This is a genomic window from Curtobacterium sp. MMLR14_006 (genome assembly GCF_001864985.1).
In the GTDB taxonomy this organism is placed as follows: domain Bacteria; phylum Actinomycetota; class Actinomycetes; order Actinomycetales; family Microbacteriaceae; genus Curtobacterium.
The window spans coordinates 541,998-565,511 of record NZ_MJGU01000023.1 but is presented as its reverse complement, the minus strand read 5'-3'; the positions used below and the strand labels follow the sequence as shown (position 1 = coordinate 565,511).

Here is a 23,514-nt window from a genome sequence, read left to right as displayed (position 1 = left end):
CAGAATGATGCCATGCCGAAGCCCCGCACGCCGCGCGACCTCGCCGACGCCCGCTTCTCGCTCGCCCTCGACGAGACCACCGACGAGCTCGTCGTCGGTGAGGCCGTCGCGCTCGACGTCCAACCGGCGGGCATCGCGCTGCGGCTCGCGGCGGCGTTGCTCGACGGGCTGTGCCTGGTCCTGCTCTACGTGATGCTGCTGTTCGGGCTGTCGCGCGTCTGGCCGAGCGGCCTCGACGACGCCTGGATCCCCGCCCTGACGATCGCGGTGCTCGTCCTGGTGGTCGTGCTCGTGCCGGCCGCGGTCGAGACCGTCACCAGGGGTCGGAGCGTCGGCCGGTACGCCACCGGTACCCGGGTCGTGCGGCTCGACGGCGGCGCGATCGGGTTCCGGCACGCCTTCACCCGGTCGCTGGTCGGCCTGTTCGAGCTGTGGATGACGCTCGGGTCCGTCGCGGTGCTCGTCGCGCTGTTCGGCACCCGACCACGGCGGCTCGGCGACCTGCTCGCCGGCACGGTGGTGCAGCACGAGCGGCTGCCCCGGCACCACGACCCCGAGGTCCTGCTGCCGCCGGAGCTGACGGCGTGGGCCGGGGTGGCCGACGTGTCGGCGCTCCCGCAGCGGCTGGAGAACCGGCTCGGGGCGTTCTTCCGTGGCGCCGCCTCGATGCGGCCGGAGCTCCGCGACGCCGCGGCGCGGGCGCTGGCGGCCGACGTCGCGCCGTTCGCACACCCGGTGCCGCCGGTCGCGCCGGAGGCCTTCCTGGCCGGCGTGGCCGTGCTGCGCCGCCGTCGGGACGTCCGGGCGCTGCGCGCCCGGGCCGAGCTGCTGACCGCGGCGGGGGCCGCGGCGACGGCGCGGCCGCCGGGGTTCCCGCGCTGAGGGGGCGCCGCGTGCGCTGCGCGCCGCGCCCCGGCGGCACCGCTGCGCGCCGCGCCCCGGCGGCACCGCGCGCGACGCGCGCCGCGCGGCGCCGGTGCGGTCCGCACAACCGAAGTGACCCGGCGCCACGTCTTCACGTGGTTCCGGGTCACTTCGGTCGTGCGGGCGGCGCGCAGCGCACGTCCAGCCGCGCCCCGCGCGCCTCGCCCCGCGCGCTCAGTACCGGTAGTGCTCCGGCTTGAACGGACCCTCGACGGGAACGCCGATGTAGGCCGCCTGCTCCGGGCGGAGTTCGGTCAGCTGCACGCCGAGCGCCTCGAGGTGCAGTCGGGCGACCTTCTCGTCGAGGTGCTTCGGCAGCACGTAGACGCCGGTCGGGTACTCGTCGCGGCGGGTGTGCAGCTCGATCTGCGCCAGGACCTGGTTCGTGAACGAGTTGCTCATCACGAACGACGGGTGCCCGGTCGCGTTGCCGAGGTTCATGAGCCGCCCCTCGGACAGCACCAGGATCGAGCGCCCGGTCGGCAGGCGCCACTCGTGCACCTGCGGCTTGATCTCGACCTTCTCCACACCGGGGAGCGCCTCGAGCCCCGCCATGTCGATCTCGTTGTCGAAGTGCCCGACGTTCGCGACGATGGCGAGATGCTTGAGCCCGAGCATCTCGTCGACGCCGACGACGCCGAGGTTGCCCGTGCAGGTGATGACCATGTCGACCTCGCCGACGACGTCCGCCAGGCGTGCGACCTGGTAGCCGTCCATCGCGGCCTGCAGCGCGCAGATCGGGTCGACCTCGGACACGATGACGCGCGCCCCTTGCCCACGGAGGGCCTCGGCCGCACCCTTGCCGACGTCGCCGTAGCCGACGACGAACGCGACCTTGCCGCCCATGAGCACGTCGGTGGCGCGGTTCAGGCCGTCGGGCAGCGAGTGCCGGATGCCGTACTTGTTGTCGAACTTGGACTTGGTCACCGAGTCGTTCACGTTGATCGCCGGGAACTTCAGCTCGCCGTTGCGGAAGAGCTCGTACAGGCGGTGCACGCCCGTCGTGGTCTCCTCGGTGACGCCCTGGATGTCGGCCGCGATGCGGGTCCAGCGGTCCGACGAGGTCTCGAGCGACCGCGCGACGGTGTCGAGCACGATCTTCCACTCGGCGCTCGCGTCGGCCCCGGCCGTCGGTGCGACCCCCGCGGCCTCGGCGTCGGCGCCGGTGTGCACGAGCATGGTGGCGTCGCCGCCGTCGTCGAGGATCAGGTTCGGCCCGGTCCAGTCGGCACCGGCTGCGGCGGCCTCGGCACTCCAGTCGAAGATGCGGCTGGTGCACCACCAGTACTCCTCGAGCGTCTCGCCCTTCCACGCGAACACCGGGACGCCGGCGGGGGCGTCCGGGGTGCCGGTCGGACCGACGGCGACGGCAGCGGCGGCCTCGTCCTGGGTGGAGAAGATGTTGCAGCTGGCCCAGCGGACCTGCGCACCCAGCGCGACGAGCGTCTCGATGAGCACGGCGGTCTGCACGGTCATGTGCAGCGAGCCCGCGATGCGCGCGCCGGCGAGCGGCTGCGACGCGCCGAACTCGTCGCGCAGGGCCATCAGGCCCGGCATCTCGTTCTCCGCCAGGCGGATCTGGTGCCGTCCCGCCTCGGCGAGGGCGAGGTCGGCGACGCGGTACGGTGCTGCGGTCTGGGCTTCGGTGGGCATGGCGCCAGTCTTCCACGCCAGGAGGCGCGGCTCCCCAGCCGACGTCGGTCACCTCCTACGCGTCGACCGTCCACCGCAGGCGCGCCGTCGCGGATGCGGTCGGTCAGTCCGCCTCGCGCGGCAGCGGCTCGCGCCGGACCACCTGCCAGCCCTGCGGCACGCGCAGGCGCGCGGCGTGTCGGGCGCAGAGGTCGTACCCGTGCGGCTCGACCCGGGTCGAGAGCGGCCCGACGACGACCATCGAGTCGCCGTAGTCGTAGGTCAGGGTCGACGACGCGCTCGCGCCGCACGCGACCTTGCTGCAGATCCTGACGTCCATCTCGCCAGGGAGCCTAGCGGAGGGTCATACCGGACCCGGTGCGCGCGTACGATGTGGGGATGCGTCGGAAGCCCCGCCTCGTCACCCCGATCGACCGCGGTCGCGGCCGGTCCCGGCACGGTCGTGGCGGTCGCTCCAGCGTGACCGGCCCCGAGCTCGCGCCGATCACCACCCGGGCCGAGACGTTCGACCGGATCGTCGGGGACAGCGCGCACTACCTGCTCGGACTGTGGCCCGACGAGCTCGCCGGTGTCGTGTTCCAGGTCGCGGACATGCCGACCGACGCGACCCTGCCGGACGCGATGCCGCGGTGGCGGGTGGACCGCGACGGCCGCCGGGTCACGGTGTTCCGCATCCCCGTCGAGCGCGTGACGCGCAGCCCCGAGAAGGACGACCTCGACCGCCGGATCATCGTCGAGACCGCGGTCTTCCGTGCGGTCGGCGAGCTCATCGACAAGGACCCGTGGGACCTGGCCCCGGACCGCTACCGCCACTGGTGAGCCGCGGCGCGGACCACGGAGCCCGTTGCCCGCACGCCGAGACCGCCGCCCCGACTCAGGGGTAGACGCGGACCGGACTCGACACCTCGGTGGTCGGTCGCACCGGGAACCCGGCGATGCCGTCCGTGCCCCGGTAGGTGACCCCCGCGACGACCCCGTCGACACCGGACAGCGTGAGCTGCTTCGCCGTCTGCACGGGCACCGTCGACGTCGCACCTGACGGCAGCGACACCGCGAGGCGTTCGTCGCCGGAGCGGATCGTGACGGTGCGGTCCTCGCGGGTGGGGTTCACGAGGTTGAGGCGCACGCCCTCTCCCGGGGCGATCGCCGTGATCGCCGAGTCGCCGAGCGGCTCGGCCGACGCGAACCAGCCGAGGTCGCTGCCGTCGCCGTTGCCGTCCGTCGGGGACGTCGTGCGGGCGCCGGTGACGACGGGTTCGGTGCTCGTCACCGTGAACGAGTACCGGCCGTCCGGGAAGTCGTCGAGCGTGACGTCGGTCACGACGCCGGGTTCGGCGGTCGCGTTCACCGTGGTGCCGCCGCCGTCCGCCGTCGAGATGCCGAGCGTCACGCGCGCCGCGCGGGTACCAGGCACGAACAGGCGCACGATCGGTGCAGCGTCCGCGGTGTCGTCACCGCGCTGGGCGGCCTCGGCACCGGCGAGCACGACGCCGGGGATCACCTGCGAGCGCGCCGGTGCGGCACCGCCGGAGACGACGTCGTAGCCACCCGGGGTCAGGGTGCGGACGACGGTCTCCTGCATGTGCGCGACGATCTGCCCGCCGGATGACGTCACGTGCACGACCGTCGAGCCCTGGTCGGAGACGAAGCCGGACAGCGGGACGACCTTCTGCGTGTTCGGGGCGACGACGATCCCCGTCGTCCCCGGGGCGCTCACGGTGCCGTCGCCGTCGAAGATCGCCAGGTCGACGGTCGCGTTGACGTCGGTGGGGTTCGACAGCGTGATGATGCTGGTGCGTCCGGTCTCGGTGGACCCGCCGACGAGCCAGGTCGACTGCGACGGGTCGTCGCACGACGAAGCGCCGGCGCCGACCAGGTCGCCGTTCGAGACGCTCTGGTAGCTGCTGCCGGCGACCTGCGGGGTGCGGTCCCCGGCGGGGGCGGTGAGCAGCTGCGGGTCGCTGCCGCCGGTCGTCGACGCGTCGAGCGAGGAGCGTTCGACGGTCGAGCCGGTCGTCGCGGTGGCGACGGTCGGTGTGCCGACGGCGCTCGCCCGGGTGGCGTCGTTCCCCGCGGCGTCGGAGAGCCGCAGGGCACTGCCGGCGCAGACCCGTTCGGCGTCCGCCGCCACGGGTTGCACGGTCCGGCCCGCCGGTCGGGCCGGTTCGGACGAGGTGCCGTAGGCGTGCGCGGCGGTCACGGCGCCCGCCGCGACCACCACGGCGACGGCGGTCGCGGTGCCGCGGATCAGCCAGCGACGGACGGAGCCGGTGGTGGTGCTCATTCGTCACGCTCCTCGTCGAAGGTGGTCGCGGGTTCCTCGGCCTCGATGACGTTCGAGGTGGCACGGCGGCGACGCGGGGCCGTCGGGACGGCGAGCAGCGCGGCGGCGCCGAAGACCACACCGAGCACGACCAGGTACAGCACGTGGGTCGCCCGCGCGGCGGCGGAGCCCGTGGCCGTCCGGTCGACCTCGCCGTCGTAGTGGAACAGCTGGCCGTTCGTCGTCTCGCCGATGCTCGTGAAGAGCGCGTTCTGACCGATCGCGCCGGCGGCACGGTCGTGGACCGCCCGGGCCTCGGGGTCGGACCCGGCGTCGTCGAGGAGCACGAAGCTGACGCCGAGCTCGCGGAGCGCCGGACGCGGGTCGTACCCGCTGCGACTCGCCAGGTTGCCGGCCAGCGTCGCCAGCCGCGATCCGGAGTCGCTCAGGCGCAGTGCCGTGGCGTCGAGCGTCGACTGGTCGTCGAGGGTGGCACCCTGGCCGCGTTCGAGCGCGACCGCGAGCGAGCCGTCGTCCTGCGGTTCGACGACGAGCGTGCCGACGTCGGGGTTGGCCTGGGCCTCGGCGTTCACGTAGGCGCTGAGCACGCGGCCCGTGGTCGGCTGGATGGCCGCGCCGCCGAGGTAGAACGCCGCGAAGGCCGGGGCCACGGCGACCCCGGCGAGGACGGTGGTGACGAGCCCGGCGAGCGGGGCGGCCTTCGGCAGCACGTCGAAGCCGATGGAGGCGGCGACGACGAGGGCGAGCCAGTAGACGGACAGGCCGCTGCCCGGCCAGACGATCGTCGTCGTCGACCCGACGCCGGTGACGGTCACGTGGGTCGCGGCGAACGCGGTCGCGAAGCCGAGGAGCGCCATCACGAGGGCGGAGCCGGCGACCGACCACCGATGGCCGAGGACGGCCCCGATCGCGGCGACGGCGAGCGGCAGCGCCAGGACCGCCATGACGACGGGCAGCAGCGAGGCGAGCAGCGCGAGGCCGGAGGTGGCGGGCAGCCAACCGCTCCAGTCCGGCAGCGGCTGGCCGATCGTGAGCTGCAGGGCCGACGGCGCCCGGGTCGCCGAGGGCACGCCGGGGTCGGCGAAGACCGCGAGGACGTTGCCGCGTGCGACCTGCGCGAGCACGAGCGGCAGGAACAGCACCGCGGTCGGCACCGGGATGAAGGCACGGCGGTGCGCTCGGCGCCAGCCGACCACGAGCGCGACGAGCCAGCCGACGAGCAGGACGGGCAGCAGCGACGGCGCCGAGGCCGCCACGACGGCGAACAGCAGGGACGCGCCGGAGGCCCACGCCCACGAGCGGTGCGACTCGAGCACGGCGATGAAGAGCCACGGCAGCAGCACGTGCGCGATGACCGCGCCGAGGTGTCCGGTGGTGACCGCGCCGACCAGGGCCGGGGCGACGGCGTACAGCGCGGCCCCGATCACCGGCACCCAGGTGCGCGTGGTGACCTTGCGGACCGCGAACCAGGCGCCGAGCGCCGACAGCGGGAGGGCGAGCAGCACGACGACCACGACCGCGGTGGACGGCGACCAGAAGACGATCGAACCGAGCACGGCGAGCACCGCGGCGAACGGGTCGGACGGACCGGTGAAGCCGGTGCCGAGCGAGTGCCAGCCGTAGCCGACGTTCTCCCAGAGCTGGCCGACGGTCGTGCTGAGCGGCAGCAGGCCGCCGCCGGTCAGGGCCGGCGAGCCGAGCAGCGGGAAGAGCGTCACGACGCTCAGGACGGCCGCGGCGAGCACCACCCAGATGCCGCCGTCGCCGAGGAAGGATGCCCGGGCGATCGGCGCGTCCTCGACGCGGGCGAGTTCGACGTCGCGCGTGGTCGTCCGCCGTTCGTGCACGCGCTTCCAGCTCACGCGGAGCGGTTCGACGGCCGACCAGCCGAGCTTCTTCGTGCGGGCGAGGTTCTTCCGCGCCCGGGCGGTCCCGCCGCCGAAGGCCACGGCGAAGGCTGCGGCGAGTTCGGCCGTGACCGCGGCCGGGTGCTTCGCGACCAGGTGGCCGACGGCACGGCCGACCGCGAACGGCACGAGGGTCAACCAGTGCAGCCAGACCAGCCCGGCCGGTGCGTACGTCATCCGTCGGTGCAGCTGGGCCTGGCGGTGCATCCGCACGCGGCGCCCCTCGGACACCCGTCGGCGGCCGAACTCCTCGATCGGCCCGGCGCTCGTGACCTTGGCCTCCGGGACGACGGCGACGCGGTGCCCGGCGAGCCGGACGCGGATGCAGAAGTCGAGGGCGGCGTCGACGTCGGGCAGCGCCGGGTCGAACCCGCCGAGCTCGGTCCACACCGACCGGCGGACGAGCATGCCGCCGGCGGCGACGCCCATGACGTCGGTGTGCCGGTCGTGCTGTCCCTGGTCGAGTTCGTCCTGCACGAGCGCGAGCGACCGGCCGAAGCGGGTCGTCGCCTCACCGAGCGAACGGATCACCGACGGGTCGTCCTGCGCGACGAGCTTCGGGCCGGCGACCACGACGGACGGGGCGATCTCGACCGCGGACAGCAGGTCGGCCAGCGCCGTCGGTGCGGGCGCGTTGTCGTGCCCGAGGAGCCAGATCCACTCGTCGACCGGTTCGTCGGCGACGGCCGGCGGCGCGTCGCGTTCGCCGGCCCGGACGGCGTCGCCGAACGGGCGTCCGGCGGGGATCCGGAGCAGGCGCGCGGACCCGCCGAAGGACAGCTCGGCGGTCGATCCGTCGGTCGAGCCGACGTCGACGACCACCAGGTTCTCCGGGTGCCGGGTCTGGGTGGCGAGGGCGTCCAGCGTGCGGTCGAGGTGGTCCGCTCCGTCGGCGGCGACGAGGATCGCGGTGACACGGGGCTGGGAGACACTGGGCTGCATGACGCGCGTCACTCTACGGTCTGGAGGCTCGGCTCGGCCTGCGGACGGCGGCGCGGCGTGAAGATGTGGGGGCGTTCAGTGCGGCGCGTGGGAGGACGCCTGTCGACGGCTGGTTGCGGGGGCGTCGGGGCTGGGTCCCGGCGGCCTGGTGGCTGGGTACCGGCGCAGTCGGGGCTGGGTTCCGGCGCCTTCGTCGCAGGCTCCTCAGGGGCGCAGTCGCAGGGCGCTTCGCGCCCTGAGCGCGACTACGCCCGCTTCCGCAACTTGCGGCGCTCGCGCTCGGAGAGCCCGCCCCAGATGCCGAAACGCTCGTCGTTCTCGAGGGCGTACTCGAGGCACTGGCTGCGGACCTCGCAGGAGGTGCAGATCTTCTTCGCCTCGCGCGTCGAGCCGCCCTTCTCCGGGAAGAACGCCTCGGGGTCGGTCTGCGCGCAGAGCGAGTCGGCCTGCCAGGCGAGCGGGTTCTCCTCGTCGTCGGTCTCCGGACGACGGACCCCGGGCACGCCGAGCGCGACGGGGTCGACGTGCCAGTCCTCCGGAACTCCGGCGTGGAAGTCGGAACCGTTCACCCTGATCACCCCTGACGTCTCGGAATCGGGACCACGACGACTGATGTCGTCGGTGTAATTACACCGGTGTGATTCCTCGGAGTCAAGTCGCGGATCATAGAAGGTGCTGACCGCTCCGGCGTGTCATGTCCCCCGTACGGGCGTGTCGCGGCGTTGCGACGGCACGGACGGGGGACAACGAGCGCCCTCGGTACCCGTCAGGAGACGCTGCGGCGGGCTTCCCACGCGCTCGTGACCATCTCGTCGAGCGTGTGGCGCATCGACCACTCGAGGTCGCGGGCGGCCGCCTCGCCGGTCGCGACGATGCGGGCCGGGTCACCCGGACGCCGGGGCGCGACCTCGGGCTCGAACGCGATCCCGGTCGCCGACGCCATCGCGTCCATGATCTGCCGGACGCTGACACCGTCGCCGCTGCCGAGGTTGTAGGCACGCTCGAGCGGCTCCCCGTCGGCGAGCTTGCGGGCCGCGACGGCGTGCGAGTGCGCCAGGTCCGCGACGTGCACGTAGTCGCGGACGCAGGTGCCGTCGGGCGTGGCGTAGTCGTCGCCGTTGATCCGCGGCGTCCGGCCGGCGAGCAGCGCGTCGAACACCAGGGGGAACAGGTTGTGCGGGCTGGCGTCGTACAGGTCCGGTTCGCCGGAGCCGACGACGTTGAAGTACCGGAGCGAGGTGGTGGTGAAGCCGGCGGCGACCTCCATGTCGCGCAGCAGCCACTCGCCGATGAGCTTCGACTCGCCGTAGGGCGACTCCGGGGCCTTCGGGGTGGACTCCACGACGACGTCGACGTCCGGGGTGCCGTACACCGCCGCGCTCGACGAGAACACGACCTTCGTGACGTCGTTGTCGGCCATCGCGCGCAGCAGGGTCGCCGTCCCGGTCACGTTCTGCTCGTAGGTGTGCAGCGGGCGCTGCACCGAGACGCCGGCGTACTTGTAGCCGGCCACGTGCACGACGCCGGTGACGCCGTGCTCGCGGATCGTCCGACCGAGCAGCTCGCCGTCGAGGATGGTGCCCTCGACGAACGGGACGTCCTCGGCGACGAACGAGCGGAAACCGCTCGACAGGTCGTCGAACGCGACGGTGTCGAGGCCCGCAGCGCCGAGCGCGCGGACGACGTGGGACCCGATGTACCCGGCACCGCCGGTGACCAGCCAACTCATGTCCGCCACGCTAGCGGACGACGGTCACGCCCCGGTGGCGCGCGGCCGTCACGCCCCGGTGGCGATGAACACCGTCGAGGTCACGCCGCCGGACGAGTCGGCCTCGACCGTGACGTCGCCCTCGTCCGGGGTGACGAAGCAGGACTCCCCCTTGCGCAGCAGCGTCGCCGAGGTCGCCCCGACGAGCGTCACGACGCCCTCGGTGCAGATCGCGATCGACGGGCCGCGCAGCGGTGCGACCCCGCCGGTGCTCAGCCCGACCGGTCGGCCGTCGCCGGTCACCCGGACCAGCGCGAAGCCGACGCCCTCGGGCGCGAACCGGTCCACGCCGGCCGCCAGGTGCTCCGGCTCGAGCAGGGGTGCCGGGTACGCCGTGAAGTCGAGCACGCGGAGCAGTTCCGGCACGTCGACGTGCTTCGGCGTCAGGCCCCCGCGCAGGACGTTGTCGGACGGCGCCATCAGCTCGATGCCGAGGCCGTCGAGGTAGGCGTGGATGTTCCCGGCGGGCAGGTACATCGACTGCCCGGCGGTGAGCGTCACGCGGTGCATGAGGAGCGAGACGACGATGCCGGGGTCCCCCGGCCAGCTCGCCGCGAGGTCGCGGACGGTCGCGGTGTTCGGGGTGAGCAGGTCGTCGTCGAGGGCGGCGGCCAGGTCGCTGACGGCCTGCACGACGGCGAGCGCCGAGTCGTCGGCGGTCTCGAGCCAGCGCACGGTGTCCTCGAGGCCGTGCATCAGGTGCACCTCGAGCGGCCCGAGCCGACCGGTGCCGGCGTCGAGCACCCGGACCTCGGCCAGGGTGTCCTCGACCGGGCGGAAGCCGCTCAGCGCCTCGAACCGGTCGCTGAGCGCCACGACGAGCTCGGGCTTCGGGAACGGGTCCTTGTAGTTCCGGGCCGGGTCGTCCAGGGGGACGCCGTCGCGCTCCTCGCGCGCGAAGCCCTCCTCGGCCTGCTCGGGCGTCGGGTGCGCCTGCAGCGACAGGGGCGCCGCGGCGGCGAGCACCTTGAGCAGGAACGGCAGACCGGTGCGGTCCGACCCGAGGGCGGTCTCCGGTTCGGCGGCGATCCAGTCGCGGAGCGTGTCGGCGCCGCCGACCATGGCCGGGTTCACGACGACGCTCGGGCTGCCGGCGTGGGCGCCGAGCCAGAGCTCCGCCTGCGGCGCTCCGGTGACGGTCCGGCCGAGGAACTCGGGGATGGCGGTGACCGAGCCCCAGGCGTAGTCGCGGGGCGTGTTGGTGATGCCGAGGAACATGCCGCGAGCCTACCGGCGCCGTCCGGGGACCCACGCGGCCGGGCCCGGCCGGTACCCTGGCGACGTGACGAACACCTGGCCGCTCGCACGCGGGACCGTACCGGAGCGCGAGGCGTTCGCCTTCGGGGCGACCACCCTCTTCGTGCTGTTCGCGGGCGATGCGGTGCCGAACACCCTGACCTGGGTCGGCGCGGGTGTGCTCTGGGCGCTCGTCGCGGCGTGGGGCGGCACGATCCTGGTCCGGGCCCGCCCGCCGATCGTGCGCACGCCGTGGGTGCTCTGGGCGTTCCTCGCCTGGTGCCTGGTCTCGCTGGTCTGGTCGCACTGGCGGTTCGCGACGATCTCGAGCCTGGTCGTGCAGGTGATCTGCGCCGCCGTCGCGTTCGCCATCGCCTCCACGCTCACCTGGCGGCGGATCGGGGACGCGATCGGCCTCGCCCTGCGGTGGGTGCTGCTGCTCTCCCTGGTCTTCGAGGCCGTCGTCGCGGTGGTCGTGCGGCACCCGATCGCCCCGATCTGGACCGACTACGGCGACGCGGACATCCCGGACGCCTTCTACTTCTCGCGCGCCGAGCTGTTCACCGGGGGGCGCATCCAGGGCCTCCCCGGCAACGCGAACCTGCTCGCGATGGTCGCGCTCCTGGTGGCGATCGTCGTCGCCGTGCAGTTCGCCGAGGGCCGGATGCGCCGCAACCGTGCCGTCGGCTGGCTCGCCCTGGCCGCGCTCGTGTTCGTGCTGACCCGGTCCTCGACGGTCGTCGCCGCGGCCGTGGTCGTCGTCGTCGTGGCACTGGCCGCGCTCTGGATCCGCCGGGTGCCGACCGAGCGGCGCACACCCCGGTACCTCGTGCTCGCGGTCGTCGCGGTCGCCGCGGCCGTCGCCGCGGCGGTGCTGCGCGGCCCGGTGTCCGAGCTGCTCGGCAAGGGCTCCGACGCGACGGGGCGCGGCGAGATCTGGGTGAAGGTGCTCGGCCTGATCGACCAGCACCCCGTCGTCGGCTGGGGCTGGATCGGCTACTGGTGGCCGGGCATCCCGACCCTGGCCGACCTGGCGCACCGGAAGGGCGTCACCTACCTGCAGGCGCACGACGCGTACCTCGACGTCTGGATGCAGACCGGGATCATCGGCCTGCTCCTGTTCGCGGTGTACGTCCTCACCACGCTCTCCCGCTCGTGGGCGTCGGCGACCCGCATCGGGTACGACGCCGCGCTCCGGCCGCGCACCTTCGACCCGGTGTCGCTGCTGCCGCTCCTGGTGGTCGTCGCGCTCCTGGTGCAGTCGGTCGCCGAGTCACGACTGCTCTACCAGGGCAACTGGGTGCTCTTCGCCCTGCTGGCGATCAAGAGCCGCATCGTGCTCGTCGGCGAGGAACCGCTGTCCACCGGCGACGGACCGCGCACCCCGCCCGCCCGGCGCGAGTTCCGCTGGACCGCGACGCGCTGACCCCGACGCGGCGCGCCCCGTTCCCCGTCCGTCAGCGCGACAGCCAGGCACACGGGACCGGCGCCGACCACGGAGCCGTCCGCACGCGCACGACCTCGGTCGACGGGTCCACCCGACACTACTCGGCTGCGGCGGGCATCTGCGCGGCCCACACCGGTCCGCCGCTGCGCCGAGTGGCGTCGGGAGCGACGTGCAGCACGGCGGACGCGACGACCAGGGTGACCACGGTCCAGGCGGCCAGTGCCCCGAGGAGGCGACCCGGGCCTCCCGTCCGACGTGCCGGGGGCGACCAGTGGTCGGGGTCGGCGAGCACGGCGGCGGCGACCACGGCCGCGCTCACCAGCAGCAGGCCGGCGGCCGCGTCGTAACGCTGCGGGGCGATCGCGGCCATCGACGCAACCGGCCGCGCCCAGTGCCGCCCGGCGCCGCCGTTCGCGAGCCCGGCGGCGGTCCACACGACGCCGGAACCCACCGCGAAGGCGACCACGACGCAGCGCGCCCGCAGCGGCGCGGCCACGACGGCCGCCACCAGCACGAGCGCGAGCGCGGCGACGGGGACGAGCAGGACCCACCACCCGCGCTCGACGACCGCCGTCAGGACGCGACCGAGGTGCGGGTCCCACGCCCCCGCGACCGGACGGAGCAGGTACCCGGCCAGCACGTCGCGCACCGCGGGCGCACCCGGCACGACCGTCCGCGGGTGGGTGACGGCGGTGACCACCTGCACCGTCGCGGCCGCCACGGTCGCGACGGTGACGGGGAGCGCCCGCGCGCTCCCCCGCCGGGACGACCAGCCGAGCAGCAGCAGCGGCGCGAACAGCACCGCCTGCGGCTCGGTGAGCACCGCGGCGGCGGCCACCGCGGCGAGCGCGACCGCTCCCCTCGTGGTGCGGCTGCGGTGCGCGAACACCCACGGCACCAGGACGAGCGCGTACCAGTGCAGGTTCGCGGCGTTCCCGCTGGTCTCGACGGGCGCGAGCGGGAGCACGACCGGCACGGCGGCGAGCACCAGCCGGAACGGCCAGGGGCGCACGACGTCCCGCGACAGGACGAGCACGAGCGCGCAGACGCCGCCGACCACCAGGCAGCTCGCCAGCGACACGACCTGGGCGTACCGGACCGCGGGCAGCGCGTACCCGAGGTCGACCACGAGCCGAGGCACCAGGTGGACGTACCCGGCGTACGGGTGCAGGAGCGTGTCGACCGGTCCGAGGGCGATGCGCTCCCGCAGGAAGACGCCCCCGTCCTCGGCCCACACCGTGCCCCGGGTCACCGGACCGAGCCGGTGCCAGGCCAGCGCGGTGGCGAGCAGGCCGACGACGACCGCTGCCAGCGGCGCCCCGACGGCCCTGCGCACGCGGTCCATCGGGCGAGGGTAGGTCCTGATCGCGCATCGTCGATAGAGGCAGTGGAACGGCACCCTGGCGACTCGTCACACGGACGTGCGCCAAGATGGACGCGTGACGGACGGCCGGGTGAACAGACGCGTGCTCGGGCGCCGCTACCTGTCGGCCTGGATCGGGTTCTCGGCGGGTGGCCGGTTCAGCCAGGCGCTCGCGACGGTCATCGTGCTGTTCGGGTTCGGACAGCCCACCGTGCAGGCCCTGGTCGGCCGTGCCGGGACCTGGGCCGTGCTCGTCACGCTGTTCGTGCTCGCCGGGCTGAGCCTGCTCGGGCAGCGCTACCGGATCGAGTGGCACGGCGTGCTCCCCCTGTCGCTGCTGGCCTTCGTCGGCTACTGCGCACTGAGCGTCCTCTGGAGCGAGTACTCCTGGGTCGCCCTGCGCGGCTTCGCCGAGACGGTGGGCTTCATCGGGCTCGGGCTCTACCTGGCGCTCGGACGCGACCTGGTGCAGGTGATCCGCGCGTCGGGCGACGCGTTCCGGATCCTGCTCGTCACGGCCCTCGGCCTCGAGGTCCTGGCCGGCCTCGTGCTCGACGTCCCGTTCCCCGCGTTCGGCATCCGCGGGGACATCGCCTACGGCGGCCCGATCCAGGGCATCGGTGGCACCCGCAACTTCATGGGCTTCATCGCCGCGATGGCACTCGTCACCTTCGTCGTCGAGTTCCTCACCCGATCGGTGACCGTGTGGCGGGCGATCGGGTCGACCGCGCTCGCCGTCATCGCCCTCATGCTCGTGCAGTCCCCCATCACCGGCCTCGCCATGATCGCCCTCGCGGTCACGGCGCTCGCGCTCTGGTCCCTCCGGCACGCGCGCCCGGCGACCCGCCCCGTGGTGAACGGCGTGCTCGGAGCCGCGGTCCTGCTCGCCCTCGTGCTCGCGGTCCTCGCACGCGGCCGCCTGCTCGCCGAGATCGGCGCCGCCGGCGGCACCGCAACCCGCGTCGACCTGTGGTCGCAGATCCGGGTGTTCGTCGCTCAGTACCCGATCCAGGGCTGGGGCTGGGTCGGCACCTGGCCGAACGAGGCGGTCGTCCCCTACGTCACCTTCATCGACCCCGCCGGCGCCCGGTTCACCTCGGGCCTCAACGCCTTCGTCGACGCCTGGCTGCAGATCGGGCTCGCGGGCACGATCATCCTCGCGGTGACGGCCCTGCTCGCGTTCGCCCGGGCCTGGGTGACGGCGACGACCTTCCCCGGGGTGGCGTACGTGTGGCCCGCCGCGGTCCTCGTGCTGCTCGCGGTGACGAGCACGGCCGAGAGCTACCTGCTGCACGGCGCGGGGCTGATGGTCTTCGTGACGGTGCTCGTCATCGCCGCCCGGCGCCGCTCCTGGCGCCGGCACCTGCCGCGCGTGTAGGGCGCGGCGGGGCGGCGCGGGCGCGCGCGGCGCGGGCGGCGCGGCGCGGGCGCGGGGGCGCTTCGTGAGCAGAAGATGTCGCCTCCACGCGCCGGACCCGACCGTTTCTGCTCACTCAACGACGCGGTGGGCGCCCGCCGCCGGGCCGGAGGCCCGTGGCGGCACCGCGCCGCACCTCCCGTCCGACCCGACATGCGTTCCGGACGCGCGCATCGTGAGCAGAAAAGGTCGCCTCAACGCACCGGACGCGACCTTTTCTGCTCACTCAGCGACGCGGTGGCCGCCCGCCGCCGGACGGGAGGCCCGTGGCGGCACCGCGCCGAGCCTCCCGTCCGAACCGACAAACGTGCCCGACGCGCACTTCGTGAGCAGAAGACGTCGCCTCAACGCACCGGACCCGACCTTTTCTGCTCACCAAGCGACGCGGTGGGCGCCCGCCGCCGGACGGGAGGCCCGTGGCGGCACCGCGCCGAGCCGCGCCTCCCGAGCGACGCGAGCCCTGGTGCGCCTCAGGGACGGGTGCGTCGCCCGAGGCGGCGCTGCACGCCCCACTGGGTGACGCGGAGCATCGCCTCGACCACGATCGAGCGGCTCATCTTCGAGACGCCGTGCACGCGGTCGCGGAAGCGGATCGGGACCTCGACGATGCGGCCGCCGAGGTCGTCCACACGCAGGGTCATGTCGACCTGGAAGCAGTAGCCCTTCGAGTCGATCGAGTCGAGGTCCATCCGGGCGACCGCCGAGGCGCGGTACACCCGGTACCCCGCGGTGATGTCCCGCACGTCGAGGCCGAGGACCCAGCGCGCGTAGGTGTTCGCGCCCCGGCTGAGGGCCTGGCGTCGGAGCGGCCAGTCGACGACCGAGCCACCGGGCACCCAGCGGGAGCCGATCGCGAGCAGGACGTCGTCCGAGGCGGTGACCGCGTCGACGAGTGCGGGCAAGCGGTCGGCCGGGTGCGAGCCGTCCGCGTCCATCTCGACGAGCAGCGGGTAGCCGCGCTCCAGTCCCCAGCGGAACCCGGCGACGTACGCCGTGCCGAGCCCGAGCTTGCCGGAGCGCTGCAGCAGGTGCACGCGGTCGTCCTCGGCGGCGATCGCGCGGACGATGTCGCCGGTGCCGTCCGGGCTGCCGTCGTCGACGACCAGGACGTGCACCCCTGGCGACGCCGCCAACACGGCCGACGTGATCGCGCGGACGTTCTCGGCCTCGTCGTACGTCGGGACGATGACGAGCGCCGAGGCGTCGGTCGGGCTCACCGGTTGTCGAGGCGCCGCTTGATCTTCCCCGCGACGCTGCGCGGGCCCTCGGTGCGCAGGTAGTGCACCGCGCGGCCGACGTCGTAGCGGACGCCGGAGAGCTTCTTGCGCTCGGGCACCCGGACGCGCATGGTGTGCGGCTGGATCGAGGACGTGGTGTCGCGGACGGTCTTGTCCGCGGCACGGACGGGGTTCCGGCAGAAGTCGACGAGCGGTGCGAGGACGTTCTCCCACGTGAACTGCTCACGCACCCGGTCGACGTTGCCGATGAAGGTCGCGCGGGCCTTCTTGTCGAACAGCGCCGTCTCGAGCGCCGCGGCGAGGCCGTCGACGTCCTGCTCGTGCACCGCGATGCCGAGCTTCTCCTCGGCGACGAGGTCGCCGAAGGAGTCGCCCGCGGTCGTCACGATCGGCAGGCGCGCCCACAGGTAGTCGAGGATGCGGGTGCGGAACGAGAACGTGGTCTCGAGGTGCTCGTAGTGCGTCGAGACGCCGGCGTCGGCCTCGAGCAGGTAGGCGCCGCGCTCCTCGTACGGGATCCACTGGTCGTTGAAGAACACGTGCTTGCCGGTCAGGCCGAGCGCGTCGGCCTCGGCCCGGACCTTCGCCACGATGTCCATCTCGGGGACGTCGGGGTTCGGGTGCTGCACGCCCATGAAGAAGAGCTTGACCGACGGACGGCGCTCGGCGAGCTGCGCGATCGAGCGGACCAGGGTGATCGGGTCGAACCAGTCGTAGATCCCCCCGCCCCAGACGACGAGCTTGTCGTTCTTGCCGATGCCCGGCACGACGCCCTTGACCCGCTGCTGGTCGTGCACCGGCGGGGTCGAGGACAGCCCGAACGGCACGACGCCGATGAGCGAGCGCAGGTCGGCGTCGCGGGAGTAGGTGCGGGCGTTGACGCGGCCGGAGCCGGCGAGCTGTCCGAGCCAGAACATCCGCTGCCGTTCCGAGGCGCAGATGAAGTAGTCGCCGAGCTCGAGCTGGTGGTTCAGCGTGTCCGAGGCGTCGAGGATCTGGCGGTTCCACTTGTCGACGTCGTCGCTGCGGCCCTGCTCGAGCTGCTCGAGGTGGAGCGGGTCGTACACGTCGACGACCAGGATCTTGCTCGTCGACTCGAGCACCGGGAACAGCCGGAGCGCGTGGCCCTGCACGATGATGACGTCGGCCCAGCCCTCGTGCTCGACCATCTGGCGCGGGTGGCGGTGCGGCACGGTGACGACCTCGTACGAGGGGTCGATCTGCGACGAGCGGGTGAGGCTGACGACGCGGACGTCGTGCTCGGACGCGAGCTGCTTCGCCATCTGCGTCGCACGGATCGCCGGGCCGGCCATCTTCGCGCCGATCGAGTCGCCGGTGATGATGAGCACGCGGCGACGGGTGCCGACCTCGAGCACGCCGAGGGAGTGCACGATCTTGTCGTACCCGGCCAGGTAGTTCTCGATCGGGTACGCGGGCTCGTCGCGGTTGCCGAACAGGCGGAGGAGCTCACGGTCGGTGCGGACGCGGGTCGCCTGGATCTGCCGGCGGGACTCGGTCATCGACGGCAGCTGCTCGACGAACTGGTCGACGCCGTAGATGCCCGCCATGCTCGTCTTCGGCACCGGGACGGTGGGGACGCTGTCGTCCCCGGGGTTCCGCAGGTCGAGCGAGGTGGAGTCGAGCTCGCCGCGGCCGACGGCCCGGCGGACGGCGAGTGCGAGCGAGCCGGGCAGGGCGGCGGCGAGCTGCTCGTCGCCGAGGTTCTTGTAGAGCGTGAAGAGGGCGTTCCGCTCGAGCAGGTACGTCTCGCGGAAGTCGCCGAACTTGTTCATCGATGCGTGGTGCTTGTGGAACGCGACGGACTTCGGCTGGTAGCGGAAGCGCCAGCCGAGCAGGTTGAGCCGCCAGCCGAGGTCGACGTCCTCGTAGAACATGAAGTAGCGGTCGTCGAAGCCGTCGAGCTGCTCGAAGAGCTCGGCGCGGACGAACATCGCGGCGCCGGTGCCGAACAGCACGTCGGTCTCGCTCTCCCACCGGCCGGTGTCCGGCGACCCAGCGAAGGGCTTGTAGCCCATGCCGTACCAGGTCATCGCGGCCTCGGTGAAGTCGACGTTGACGCCCTCCCAGTCGAGGACCTTCGACGCGACGGCTCCGATGTCGGCGCCGGAGGCGAACGTCGCCATCGCCTCGCGCACCCAGCCGGTGTCGGGCCGGGCGTCGTTGTTGAGGAACGCGACGATCTCACCCGAGGACTTCGCGACGCCGAGGTTGCAGCCGCCGGTGAAGCCGAGGTTGGCACCGGCGTCGACCAGCGTGAAGTCGAGGGTCGAGGCCTGCAGCCGCCCGAGGTGCTCCGGCCCGGAGCCGTTCTCGACGACGATGACCTCGAGCTTGTCCTGCGGCCAGTCCTGCTTGCGGAGTTCCGCGATGCTCGTCAGGGTGTCGTCGGTGCCCTTGTAGTTCACGAGGACGACGGACACGACTCCCGGCTTGCGCTCTGTCACGCGGGTTCCTCCAGCAGCTGCCGCGCGGGGGCGCGGATCGGTGGCTCGGTCGCGGGGTGCCGCGGCCGATGACACCCTACAAGGCGCGCCCGGCCGCTCCCCGGTGGCCGCAGCCGGTTCGTGCAGAATGGCGGGCGTGACTGCCGCCATCCCGAGCACCCCCCTGCCCTCCGTCCTGCACGAGGACTACGCCGCCATCGCGGCCGGCACGCACGCCGAGGGCCCCCGCGGCACCGTCCGCTTCGCCGTGTCGACCGCCGACCCCGCCGAGGGCAAGGGCGACCTGTTCGTGGCACTCGGCCTGGCCCGAGCCCTGCGTGCCGAGGGCTGGGGCGTCGCGATGTGGCCGCTCGAGCGCTGGGGCGACGAGGTCCCCGTCGACACCGCGGCCGTCGTCGTGATGATCGAGTCGTTCGTGCCCGGGTACGTGCCGGCCGGCACCGCCCTGGTGGCCTGGGTCCGCAACTGGACCGAGAAGTGGGCGGCGCTGCCCTACCTCGACGAGTTCGACGCCGTGTGGACGTCGTCCACGATCGCCCGCGACGCGATCGCCCCGCACGTCGCCACGACGGTGGAGGTCGTGCCGATCGGCGTCGACCTCGACCTGTTCACCACCGACCGGCCGCACGCCCACGCCGAGCCGGCCGACGTCGACCCCGTCGCCGCGGCCGACGCCGCCCGGACCGACCGCGCGGTCACCACGGTGAACTTCTGGGGCGTCCGCCGCCGGGTGCAGGACGTCCTCGCCGAGGTCGCCCCGCCCGAGCCGATCATCTGGTACGCCGCCAACGTCGACCACGTCGAGCCCTCGCCGGGTGTCGAGCTCCGCCCGATGGTCTCGTACTTCTCGCTGCCCGAGGTGTACCGCGCCGCCGGGTTCGTCGTCGACGACGTCATCGCCCCGGCCGCCGCCTACGGCACGCTCAACTCGCGGCTGTACGAGTCGCTGGCGTGCGGCGCGCTGCCCGTCACCGACTGCGCGCTGGGCCTCGACGAGCTCGGACTCGCCGAGGTGCCGGTCTTCGACGACGCCGCGTCGCTCGAGCGTGCACTCGCGATGCCGCGCGAGGAGCGCACCGCCCTGGTGGAACGGCTCCGGGCCGTCGTCGTCGAGCGGCACTCGTTCCGCAGCCGTGCCGAGCAGGTCGGCCCGTCGCTCGACGCCGCCGTCGCCGCCGCATCGGGCCGGAGCGGCGAGCGGAGCGCCTTCCTGCGCTGGGCGACCGAGCAGCGCGAGCTCCTGCGTCGGACCGAGCACGACCGCGACGTCCACCTGGCCGGCGTGCACGACATCAACGAGCGGCTCATCGTCTCGGAGCAGAAGGTCGGCGCCCACGACACGGCACGGCAGGTCGCCGAGGCGGAGCGCGACCAGATCGCGGCACGGTTCCACGGCCTGACCCGGTCGCCGGAGTACCGCGTCCTGCACGGGCTCGGTCTCATGGCGCGGCGCGCGCGCCGCTGACACCCGGCGCTCCGTGCACCCCGGGCGGGCACGGGAGCGGGTCCGGTGGACGCACCCACGCAACGGACGGGAGGCACGGTGCCAGCTGGCACCGTGCCTCCCGTCCGTCGTCGGTGACCGTCTACCGCACGGTGACGGTCTTCGTGCCGAAGCTCTTGTAGGTCCCGCTCGGCAGGTCCTGGAAGTAGACGCGCACGGTGTGCGTGCCCTTCGCCAGGCCGGTGAGCTTGCGGGAGAGCCCGACGTCCGAACCCCAGTTCGGGTAGCTGCGCTCGACGTCCGTCCGGGTCGCGTTCGCGGTTCCGGGGGCGACCGCGACGCCGTCCAGGTGCATCTTGTACTTCACCGGGTCCCAGACGTCCGGGTCGACGGCCCAGCCCTGCACCGTGATCGTGCCGGTGCCGCCGGTCACCGACTCGAAGGCGCCCGTGACCGGCCCGGTGCCGCCGGTCTTGCCGGTCGACGGCGGGTCGATCACCGTGAAGGTCTTGGTCCCGAAGCTCTTGTAGGTGCCGCTCGGCAGGTCCTGGTAGTAGACGCGCAGGGTGTGCGTGCCGGCGGTCAGGCCCGTGAGGGTCCGGGACAGCCCGACGTCGCTGCCCCAGCCGGGGTGCACCGCCTCGACGTCGGTGCGCTTCGCGTTGGCGACGCCCGGGTCGATCGCGACCCCGTCCAGGTGCATCTTGACCTTGACCGGGTCCCAGACGTCGGGGTCGATGGCCCACCCCTTGACCGTCGCGCTGTACACACCGCCGGTCACCGACTCGTAGGCACCCGTGACGGAACCCTTCTTGCCGGTCGGGCCGGTGGTGCCGGAGGACGGCGGGGCGGCCGTCGCGCTCGTCACCTTGACGGTCTTCGTGCCGAAGCTCTTGTACGTGCCGCTCGGCAGGTCCTGGAAGTAGACGCGCACCGTGTGGGTGCCGGCGCTCAGGCCGGTGAGCCGGAGCGCCAGTCCCACGTCGGAGCCCCAGGTCGGGTGCTTCGCCTCGACGTCGGTGCGGGTGGCGTTCGCGGTGCCGCTGTCCGTGCTCTTGCCGTCGACGTGGACCTTGTACTTGACGGGGTCCCAGCGGTCCGGGTCGATCGCCCAGCCGAGCACGGTGGCCGTGCCGGCGCCGCCGGTCAGGGACTCGTACGAGCCGCGGACGCTGCCGGTCTTGCCGGTCGGGCCGGTGGACGGCGCGGACACGACGACGGACTTCGACGCGACCTTCACGTAGCCTGTGCCGGGCTTGTCCATCGTGTACAGCGTCACGGCCCGGCTGCCCGGGGTGATGCCGCCGATGGTCTTCGCGAAGCCGAGCGTGCTGCCGACGCCCTTGTAGACCTTCGCGACGTCGGTGCGGGTGCGGTCGGCGGTGCCGCTCGCCTTGCTCACGCCGTCGACCAGGACCTTCCACGGTGCCGGCTTCGACGAGTCGGGGTCGAGGACCCAGCCGCTCACCGAGATGGTGCCGAGCCCGCCGGTGGCGGAGTCGAGCGTGCCCTTCGGCGGCGCACTCGTGATCGTGCGGGTGTAGCAGCCGAGCAGCGTGTTCGCCCCGGCGCCCTGGTTGATCGCGTAGGTGCAGACCGAGTGCGCCCCGACCGACAGTCCGGTGAGCTCCGCCGAGAAGCCGTGCGCGGTGTTGCCCGAGCCGAGGGTGTCCGCCAGGTCGGACCGCTTGACGTCGGCGGTGACCGTCTTCGCGCCCGCGCCGTCGACGTAGAACGCGACGCGCAGCGCCTTCGTGGTGTCCGGGTCGACGGCCCAGCCGGTCACGGTGATCGAGGACGTCGAGCTCGCGGTGACCGCGTCGACGTTGCCGTAGGGGTTGCCCCCGCCGTTCGAGGACCCGAACCAGTCGGTGTACATGCGCCAGAAGTTGCGGTTGCCGTACGCCGAGCAGCTGTCACCGGACCCGTACAGGTTCGACATCGCGGCGCTGTTCGGCGTGTACGGCGTGTAGATGTAGAGCCCGGCGGTGGCCTGGTTCTTGATGTAGACGGTCTTCCGGCCGCAGGCGGCGTTCGGGTTGAGCAGGATCGAGTTGTTCCGGCCCGCCTGGTACGCCCACGAGGTCGGGGTGGCCTGGTACCGCTTGAACTGCAGCCCTGCGGCGTAGACCTGCTGCGCGAAACCGCGGTACGCCGGGTCGCACGGTGCGGTGTCCGGGCAGGCGAACCCGGTCGCGTGCTGGTACATCCAGTTCGTCGGCCGCGAGGTCGAGACGATGCCCTGCTCCTTCTCGAGCAGCACGAGGAGGGCCTTCTGGCTGATGCCGCACGCGGCGCCGACCTGGGCGATGATCGTCGCGGCGGACTTCGTGCCGCCCGCGATCGCGCTGCACCGGCCGGAGACCGCGTTGATGGTGCTGACCTTCTGCGAGAAGTTCTTCAGGCAGACCGGGCCACCGCTCTGCTGCGTGCAGTTCGGCGCGACGCTGTTCAGGAAGGACTGCACGGCGGCGGCGTTCATCGCCGAGCCGTTGTAGAAGGCGGCGTCGCTGATGATGTTGCCCGGGTCGAACTGCGACGCGACGGCGGCGGAGGCCGGCTCGGTCGTGGTCGCCTCGGACAGCACGGTGCCGAACGTCATGCCGGTCGCGGCCACGGCGAGCGCGGCGACGAGGGCCAGGGCGGATCGGAGTCCCCGGCGGGGAGTACGGGTGGAACGCATCACGGCACCTCCGCCGTCATCGGGTCGGAGGCCGTCGACGCGGAGCCGACGGCGTAGGTCAGGGTGACGGACCAGGTGCCGCTGGCGACCTGGGACGCGGGGAACGCGACCTGTGCGCAGTTCACCGAGGACGCGCTCGCCTCCGCCGCGCTCGTCGCGGTGCGGGTGACACCGCCCTTCGTGGCGGTGAAGCGGCACGTGCCGGACGTGTCGGTGGTGCCGGAGACGAGGCCGCCGGCCTGCAGCGTCTTCGTCCCGGTGTCCCAGCCGGCGTAGGTCACGACGGCCGTGGCCGGGAAGTCCGACGGGTCGGTGTCCGGCTCGTTCGTCGCCCCGCTGCCGGGGAAGGGCCCGGGGGTGTCGTCGTCCGAGGCCTCGCCGCCGTCCGAGGCGTCGTCGCTCGGCGCCGAGGCGGCGTCGGAGGGGTCGACCGCTCCCCCGCTCGTCGCCGTCGAGGTCGGGGTGGCCGTGGCGCTGGTGGAGCGCGACGCCGAGGGGGTCGGCGAGGCGTCGTCGCCGCCGGAACAACCGGCCACGAGGAGACTGAGTGCACCGACCACCGCGAACGCAGCGATCGGCCTGGATGCGTGGAGCATGCTGACGGGCCGTCCTGAGGGAGTTGACAAGGGTCCGGGTTGCGACAACGGTAACTCGAAAGTCAAGGTTGAGGGTTGGTTCGTCCTGAATCACCCCCGGTCGGGGGTACCCGACGACTGTCGTGCACGCGGCGGTCCCGCCATCGG

Annotated in this window: 17 protein-coding genes; 5 read left to right on the top strand and 12 right to left on the bottom strand. The window is 73.2% G+C overall.

The genetic code is table 11. The annotated features are described in order from the left end of the window. Positions 1–12: 12 nt before the first annotated feature. Positions 13–882 (top strand): RDD family protein, encoded by an 870-nt coding sequence (locus BIU94_RS14460; protein ID WP_071261710.1) that lies wholly within the window; start codon positions 13–15, stop codon positions 880–882. Positions 883–1,098: 216 nt separating this feature from the next. Here the strand turns inward: BIU94_RS14460 and ahcY are convergent, their stop codons facing one another. Both ahcY and BIU94_RS14450 read right to left on the bottom strand, forming a co-directional pair. Continuing rightward, positions 1,099–2,577: an adenosylhomocysteinase gene (ahcY, locus tag BIU94_RS14455; RefSeq protein WP_071261708.1), complete on the bottom strand. Its 1,479-nt coding sequence runs from the start codon at positions 2,575–2,577 to the stop codon at positions 1,099–1,101. 103 nt (positions 2,578–2,680) lie between these two features. Beyond that, positions 2,681–2,896 carry a DUF3499 family protein gene (locus BIU94_RS14450; protein ID WP_071261706.1) on the bottom strand — a complete coding sequence of 72 codons (216 nt, stop codon included), beginning with the start codon at positions 2,894–2,896 and terminating at the stop codon, positions 2,681–2,683. A 59-nt stretch (positions 2,897–2,955) separates the two neighbouring features. Between BIU94_RS14450 and BIU94_RS14445 the strand changes: the two genes are divergently transcribed. Continuing rightward, on the top strand, positions 2,956–3,396 hold the full coding sequence (locus tag BIU94_RS14445; RefSeq protein WP_071261703.1) for a metallopeptidase family protein: 441 nt from the start codon (positions 2,956–2,958) through the stop codon (positions 3,394–3,396). A 55-nt stretch (positions 3,397–3,451) separates the two neighbouring features. Here BIU94_RS14445 and BIU94_RS14440 read toward each other — a convergent pair whose 3' ends face one another. The 5 genes from BIU94_RS14440 to manA all read right to left on the bottom strand — a co-directional run bounded on the left by BIU94_RS14440 (position 3,452) and on the right by manA (position 10,696). After that, entirely contained in the window at positions 3,452–4,861 is a 1,410-nt protein-coding gene (locus BIU94_RS14440) for a DUF5719 family protein (RefSeq protein WP_071261700.1), read from the bottom strand. Beyond that, positions 4,858–7,710 (bottom strand): glycosyltransferase, encoded by a 2,853-nt coding sequence (locus BIU94_RS14435; RefSeq protein ID WP_071262180.1) that lies wholly within the window; start codon positions 7,708–7,710, stop codon positions 4,858–4,860. The genes BIU94_RS14440 and BIU94_RS14435 overlap by 4 nt, the downstream gene beginning before the upstream one ends. Positions 7,711–7,955: 245 nt before the next feature. Continuing rightward, positions 7,956–8,279 carry a WhiB family transcriptional regulator gene (locus BIU94_RS14430; RefSeq protein ID WP_111041163.1) on the bottom strand — a complete coding sequence of 108 codons (324 nt, stop codon included), beginning with the start codon at positions 8,277–8,279 and terminating at the stop codon, positions 7,956–7,958. A gap of 197 nt (positions 8,280–8,476) precedes the next feature. Further along, the gene (galE, locus tag BIU94_RS14425) at positions 8,477–9,439 is read right to left on the bottom strand and encodes a UDP-glucose 4-epimerase GalE (protein ID WP_071261698.1); all 963 of its coding nucleotides are present in this window, start codon (positions 9,437–9,439) and stop codon (positions 8,477–8,479) included. Between the two features lie 48 nt (positions 9,440–9,487). Continuing rightward, entirely contained in the window at positions 9,488–10,696 is a 1,209-nt protein-coding gene (gene manA / locus BIU94_RS14420) for a mannose-6-phosphate isomerase, class I (RefSeq protein ID WP_071261695.1), read from the bottom strand. Positions 10,697–10,760: 64 nt separating this feature from the next. On the opposite strand from manA, the gene BIU94_RS14415 reads away from it, so the two are divergent. Continuing rightward, positions 10,761–12,140, top strand: a complete 1,380-nt coding sequence (locus BIU94_RS14415; protein ID WP_071261692.1) for an O-antigen ligase — start codon at positions 10,761–10,763, stop codon at positions 12,138–12,140. A gap of 118 nt (positions 12,141–12,258) precedes the next feature. On the opposite strand, the gene BIU94_RS14410 is transcribed toward BIU94_RS14415, so the two are convergent. Beyond that, a complete protein-coding gene (locus tag BIU94_RS14410) occupies positions 12,259–13,506 on the bottom strand; it encodes a hypothetical protein (RefSeq protein ID WP_071261689.1) in 1,248 nt (415 codons plus the stop codon). A 94-nt stretch (positions 13,507–13,600) separates the two neighbouring features. Here BIU94_RS14410 and BIU94_RS14405 point away from each other — a divergent pair, with 94 nt between their 5' ends. Continuing rightward, on the top strand, positions 13,601–14,902 hold the full coding sequence (locus BIU94_RS14405; protein WP_083404858.1) for an O-antigen ligase family protein: 1,302 nt from the start codon (positions 13,601–13,603) through the stop codon (positions 14,900–14,902). Positions 14,903–15,411: 509 nt separating this feature from the next. On the opposite strand, the gene BIU94_RS14400 is transcribed toward BIU94_RS14405, so the two are convergent. Both BIU94_RS14400 and BIU94_RS14395 read right to left on the bottom strand, forming a co-directional pair. After that, complete coding sequence (locus tag BIU94_RS14400; protein WP_071261685.1) at positions 15,412–16,158, bottom strand: polyprenol monophosphomannose synthase; 747 nt, start codon at positions 16,156–16,158, stop codon at positions 15,412–15,414. Then, positions 16,155–18,644 carry a glycosyltransferase gene (locus BIU94_RS14395; RefSeq protein ID WP_071261680.1) on the bottom strand — a complete coding sequence of 830 codons (2,490 nt, stop codon included), beginning with the start codon at positions 18,642–18,644 and terminating at the stop codon, positions 16,155–16,157. Before BIU94_RS14395 ends, BIU94_RS14400 begins: the two co-directional genes overlap by 4 nt. Before the next feature lie 136 nt (positions 18,645–18,780). Between BIU94_RS14395 and BIU94_RS14390 the strand changes: the two genes are divergently transcribed. Next, positions 18,781–20,109, top strand: a complete 1,329-nt coding sequence (locus tag BIU94_RS14390; protein ID WP_139196406.1) for a glycosyltransferase — start codon at positions 18,781–18,783, stop codon at positions 20,107–20,109. Between the two features lie 121 nt (positions 20,110–20,230). On the opposite strand, the gene BIU94_RS14385 is transcribed toward BIU94_RS14390, so the two are convergent. Then, complete coding sequence (locus BIU94_RS14385) at positions 20,231–22,771, bottom strand: hypothetical protein (protein WP_139196405.1); 2,541 nt, start codon at positions 22,769–22,771, stop codon at positions 20,231–20,233. Further along, positions 22,771–23,367, bottom strand: coding sequence for a hypothetical protein (locus BIU94_RS14380; protein ID WP_071290575.1), 597 nt, complete (start codon positions 23,365–23,367; stop codon positions 22,771–22,773). The genes BIU94_RS14385 and BIU94_RS14380 overlap by 1 nt, the downstream gene beginning before the upstream one ends. Between the last annotated feature and the right edge of the window lie 147 nt (positions 23,368–23,514).

Excerpts from the sequence above, each read along its gene's own strand:
- ahcY (WP_071261708.1), bottom strand. The coding sequence starts at position 2,577 with ATGCCCACCGAAGCCCAGACCGCAGCACCGTACCGCGTCGCCGACCTC.
- BIU94_RS14460 (WP_071261710.1), top strand. The coding sequence starts at position 13 with ATGCCGAAGCCCCGCACGCCGCGCGACCTCGCCGACGCCCGCTTCTCG.
- BIU94_RS14440 (WP_071261700.1), bottom strand. The coding sequence starts at position 4,861 with ATGAGCACCACCACCGGCTCCGTCCGTCGCTGGCTGATCCGCGGCACC.
- BIU94_RS14450 (WP_071261706.1), bottom strand. The coding sequence starts at position 2,896 with ATGGACGTCAGGATCTGCAGCAAGGTCGCGTGCGGCGCGAGCGCGTCG.
- BIU94_RS14445 (WP_071261703.1), top strand. The coding sequence starts at position 2,956 with ATGCGTCGGAAGCCCCGCCTCGTCACCCCGATCGACCGCGGTCGCGGC.
- BIU94_RS14380 (WP_071290575.1), bottom strand. The coding sequence starts at position 23,367 with ATGCTCCACGCATCCAGGCCGATCGCTGCGTTCGCGGTGGTCGGTGCA.
- BIU94_RS14410 (WP_071261689.1), bottom strand. The coding sequence starts at position 13,506 with ATGGACCGCGTGCGCAGGGCCGTCGGGGCGCCGCTGGCAGCGGTCGTC.
- BIU94_RS14435 (WP_071262180.1), bottom strand. The coding sequence starts at position 7,710 with ATGCAGCCCAGTGTCTCCCAGCCCCGTGTCACCGCGATCCTCGTCGCC.
- BIU94_RS14385 (WP_139196405.1), bottom strand. The coding sequence starts at position 22,771 with ATGCGTTCCACCCGTACTCCCCGCCGGGGACTCCGATCCGCCCTGGCC.
- manA (WP_071261695.1), bottom strand. The coding sequence starts at position 10,696 with ATGTTCCTCGGCATCACCAACACGCCCCGCGACTACGCCTGGGGCTCG.
- galE (WP_071261698.1), bottom strand. The coding sequence starts at position 9,439 with ATGAGTTGGCTGGTCACCGGCGGTGCCGGGTACATCGGGTCCCACGTC.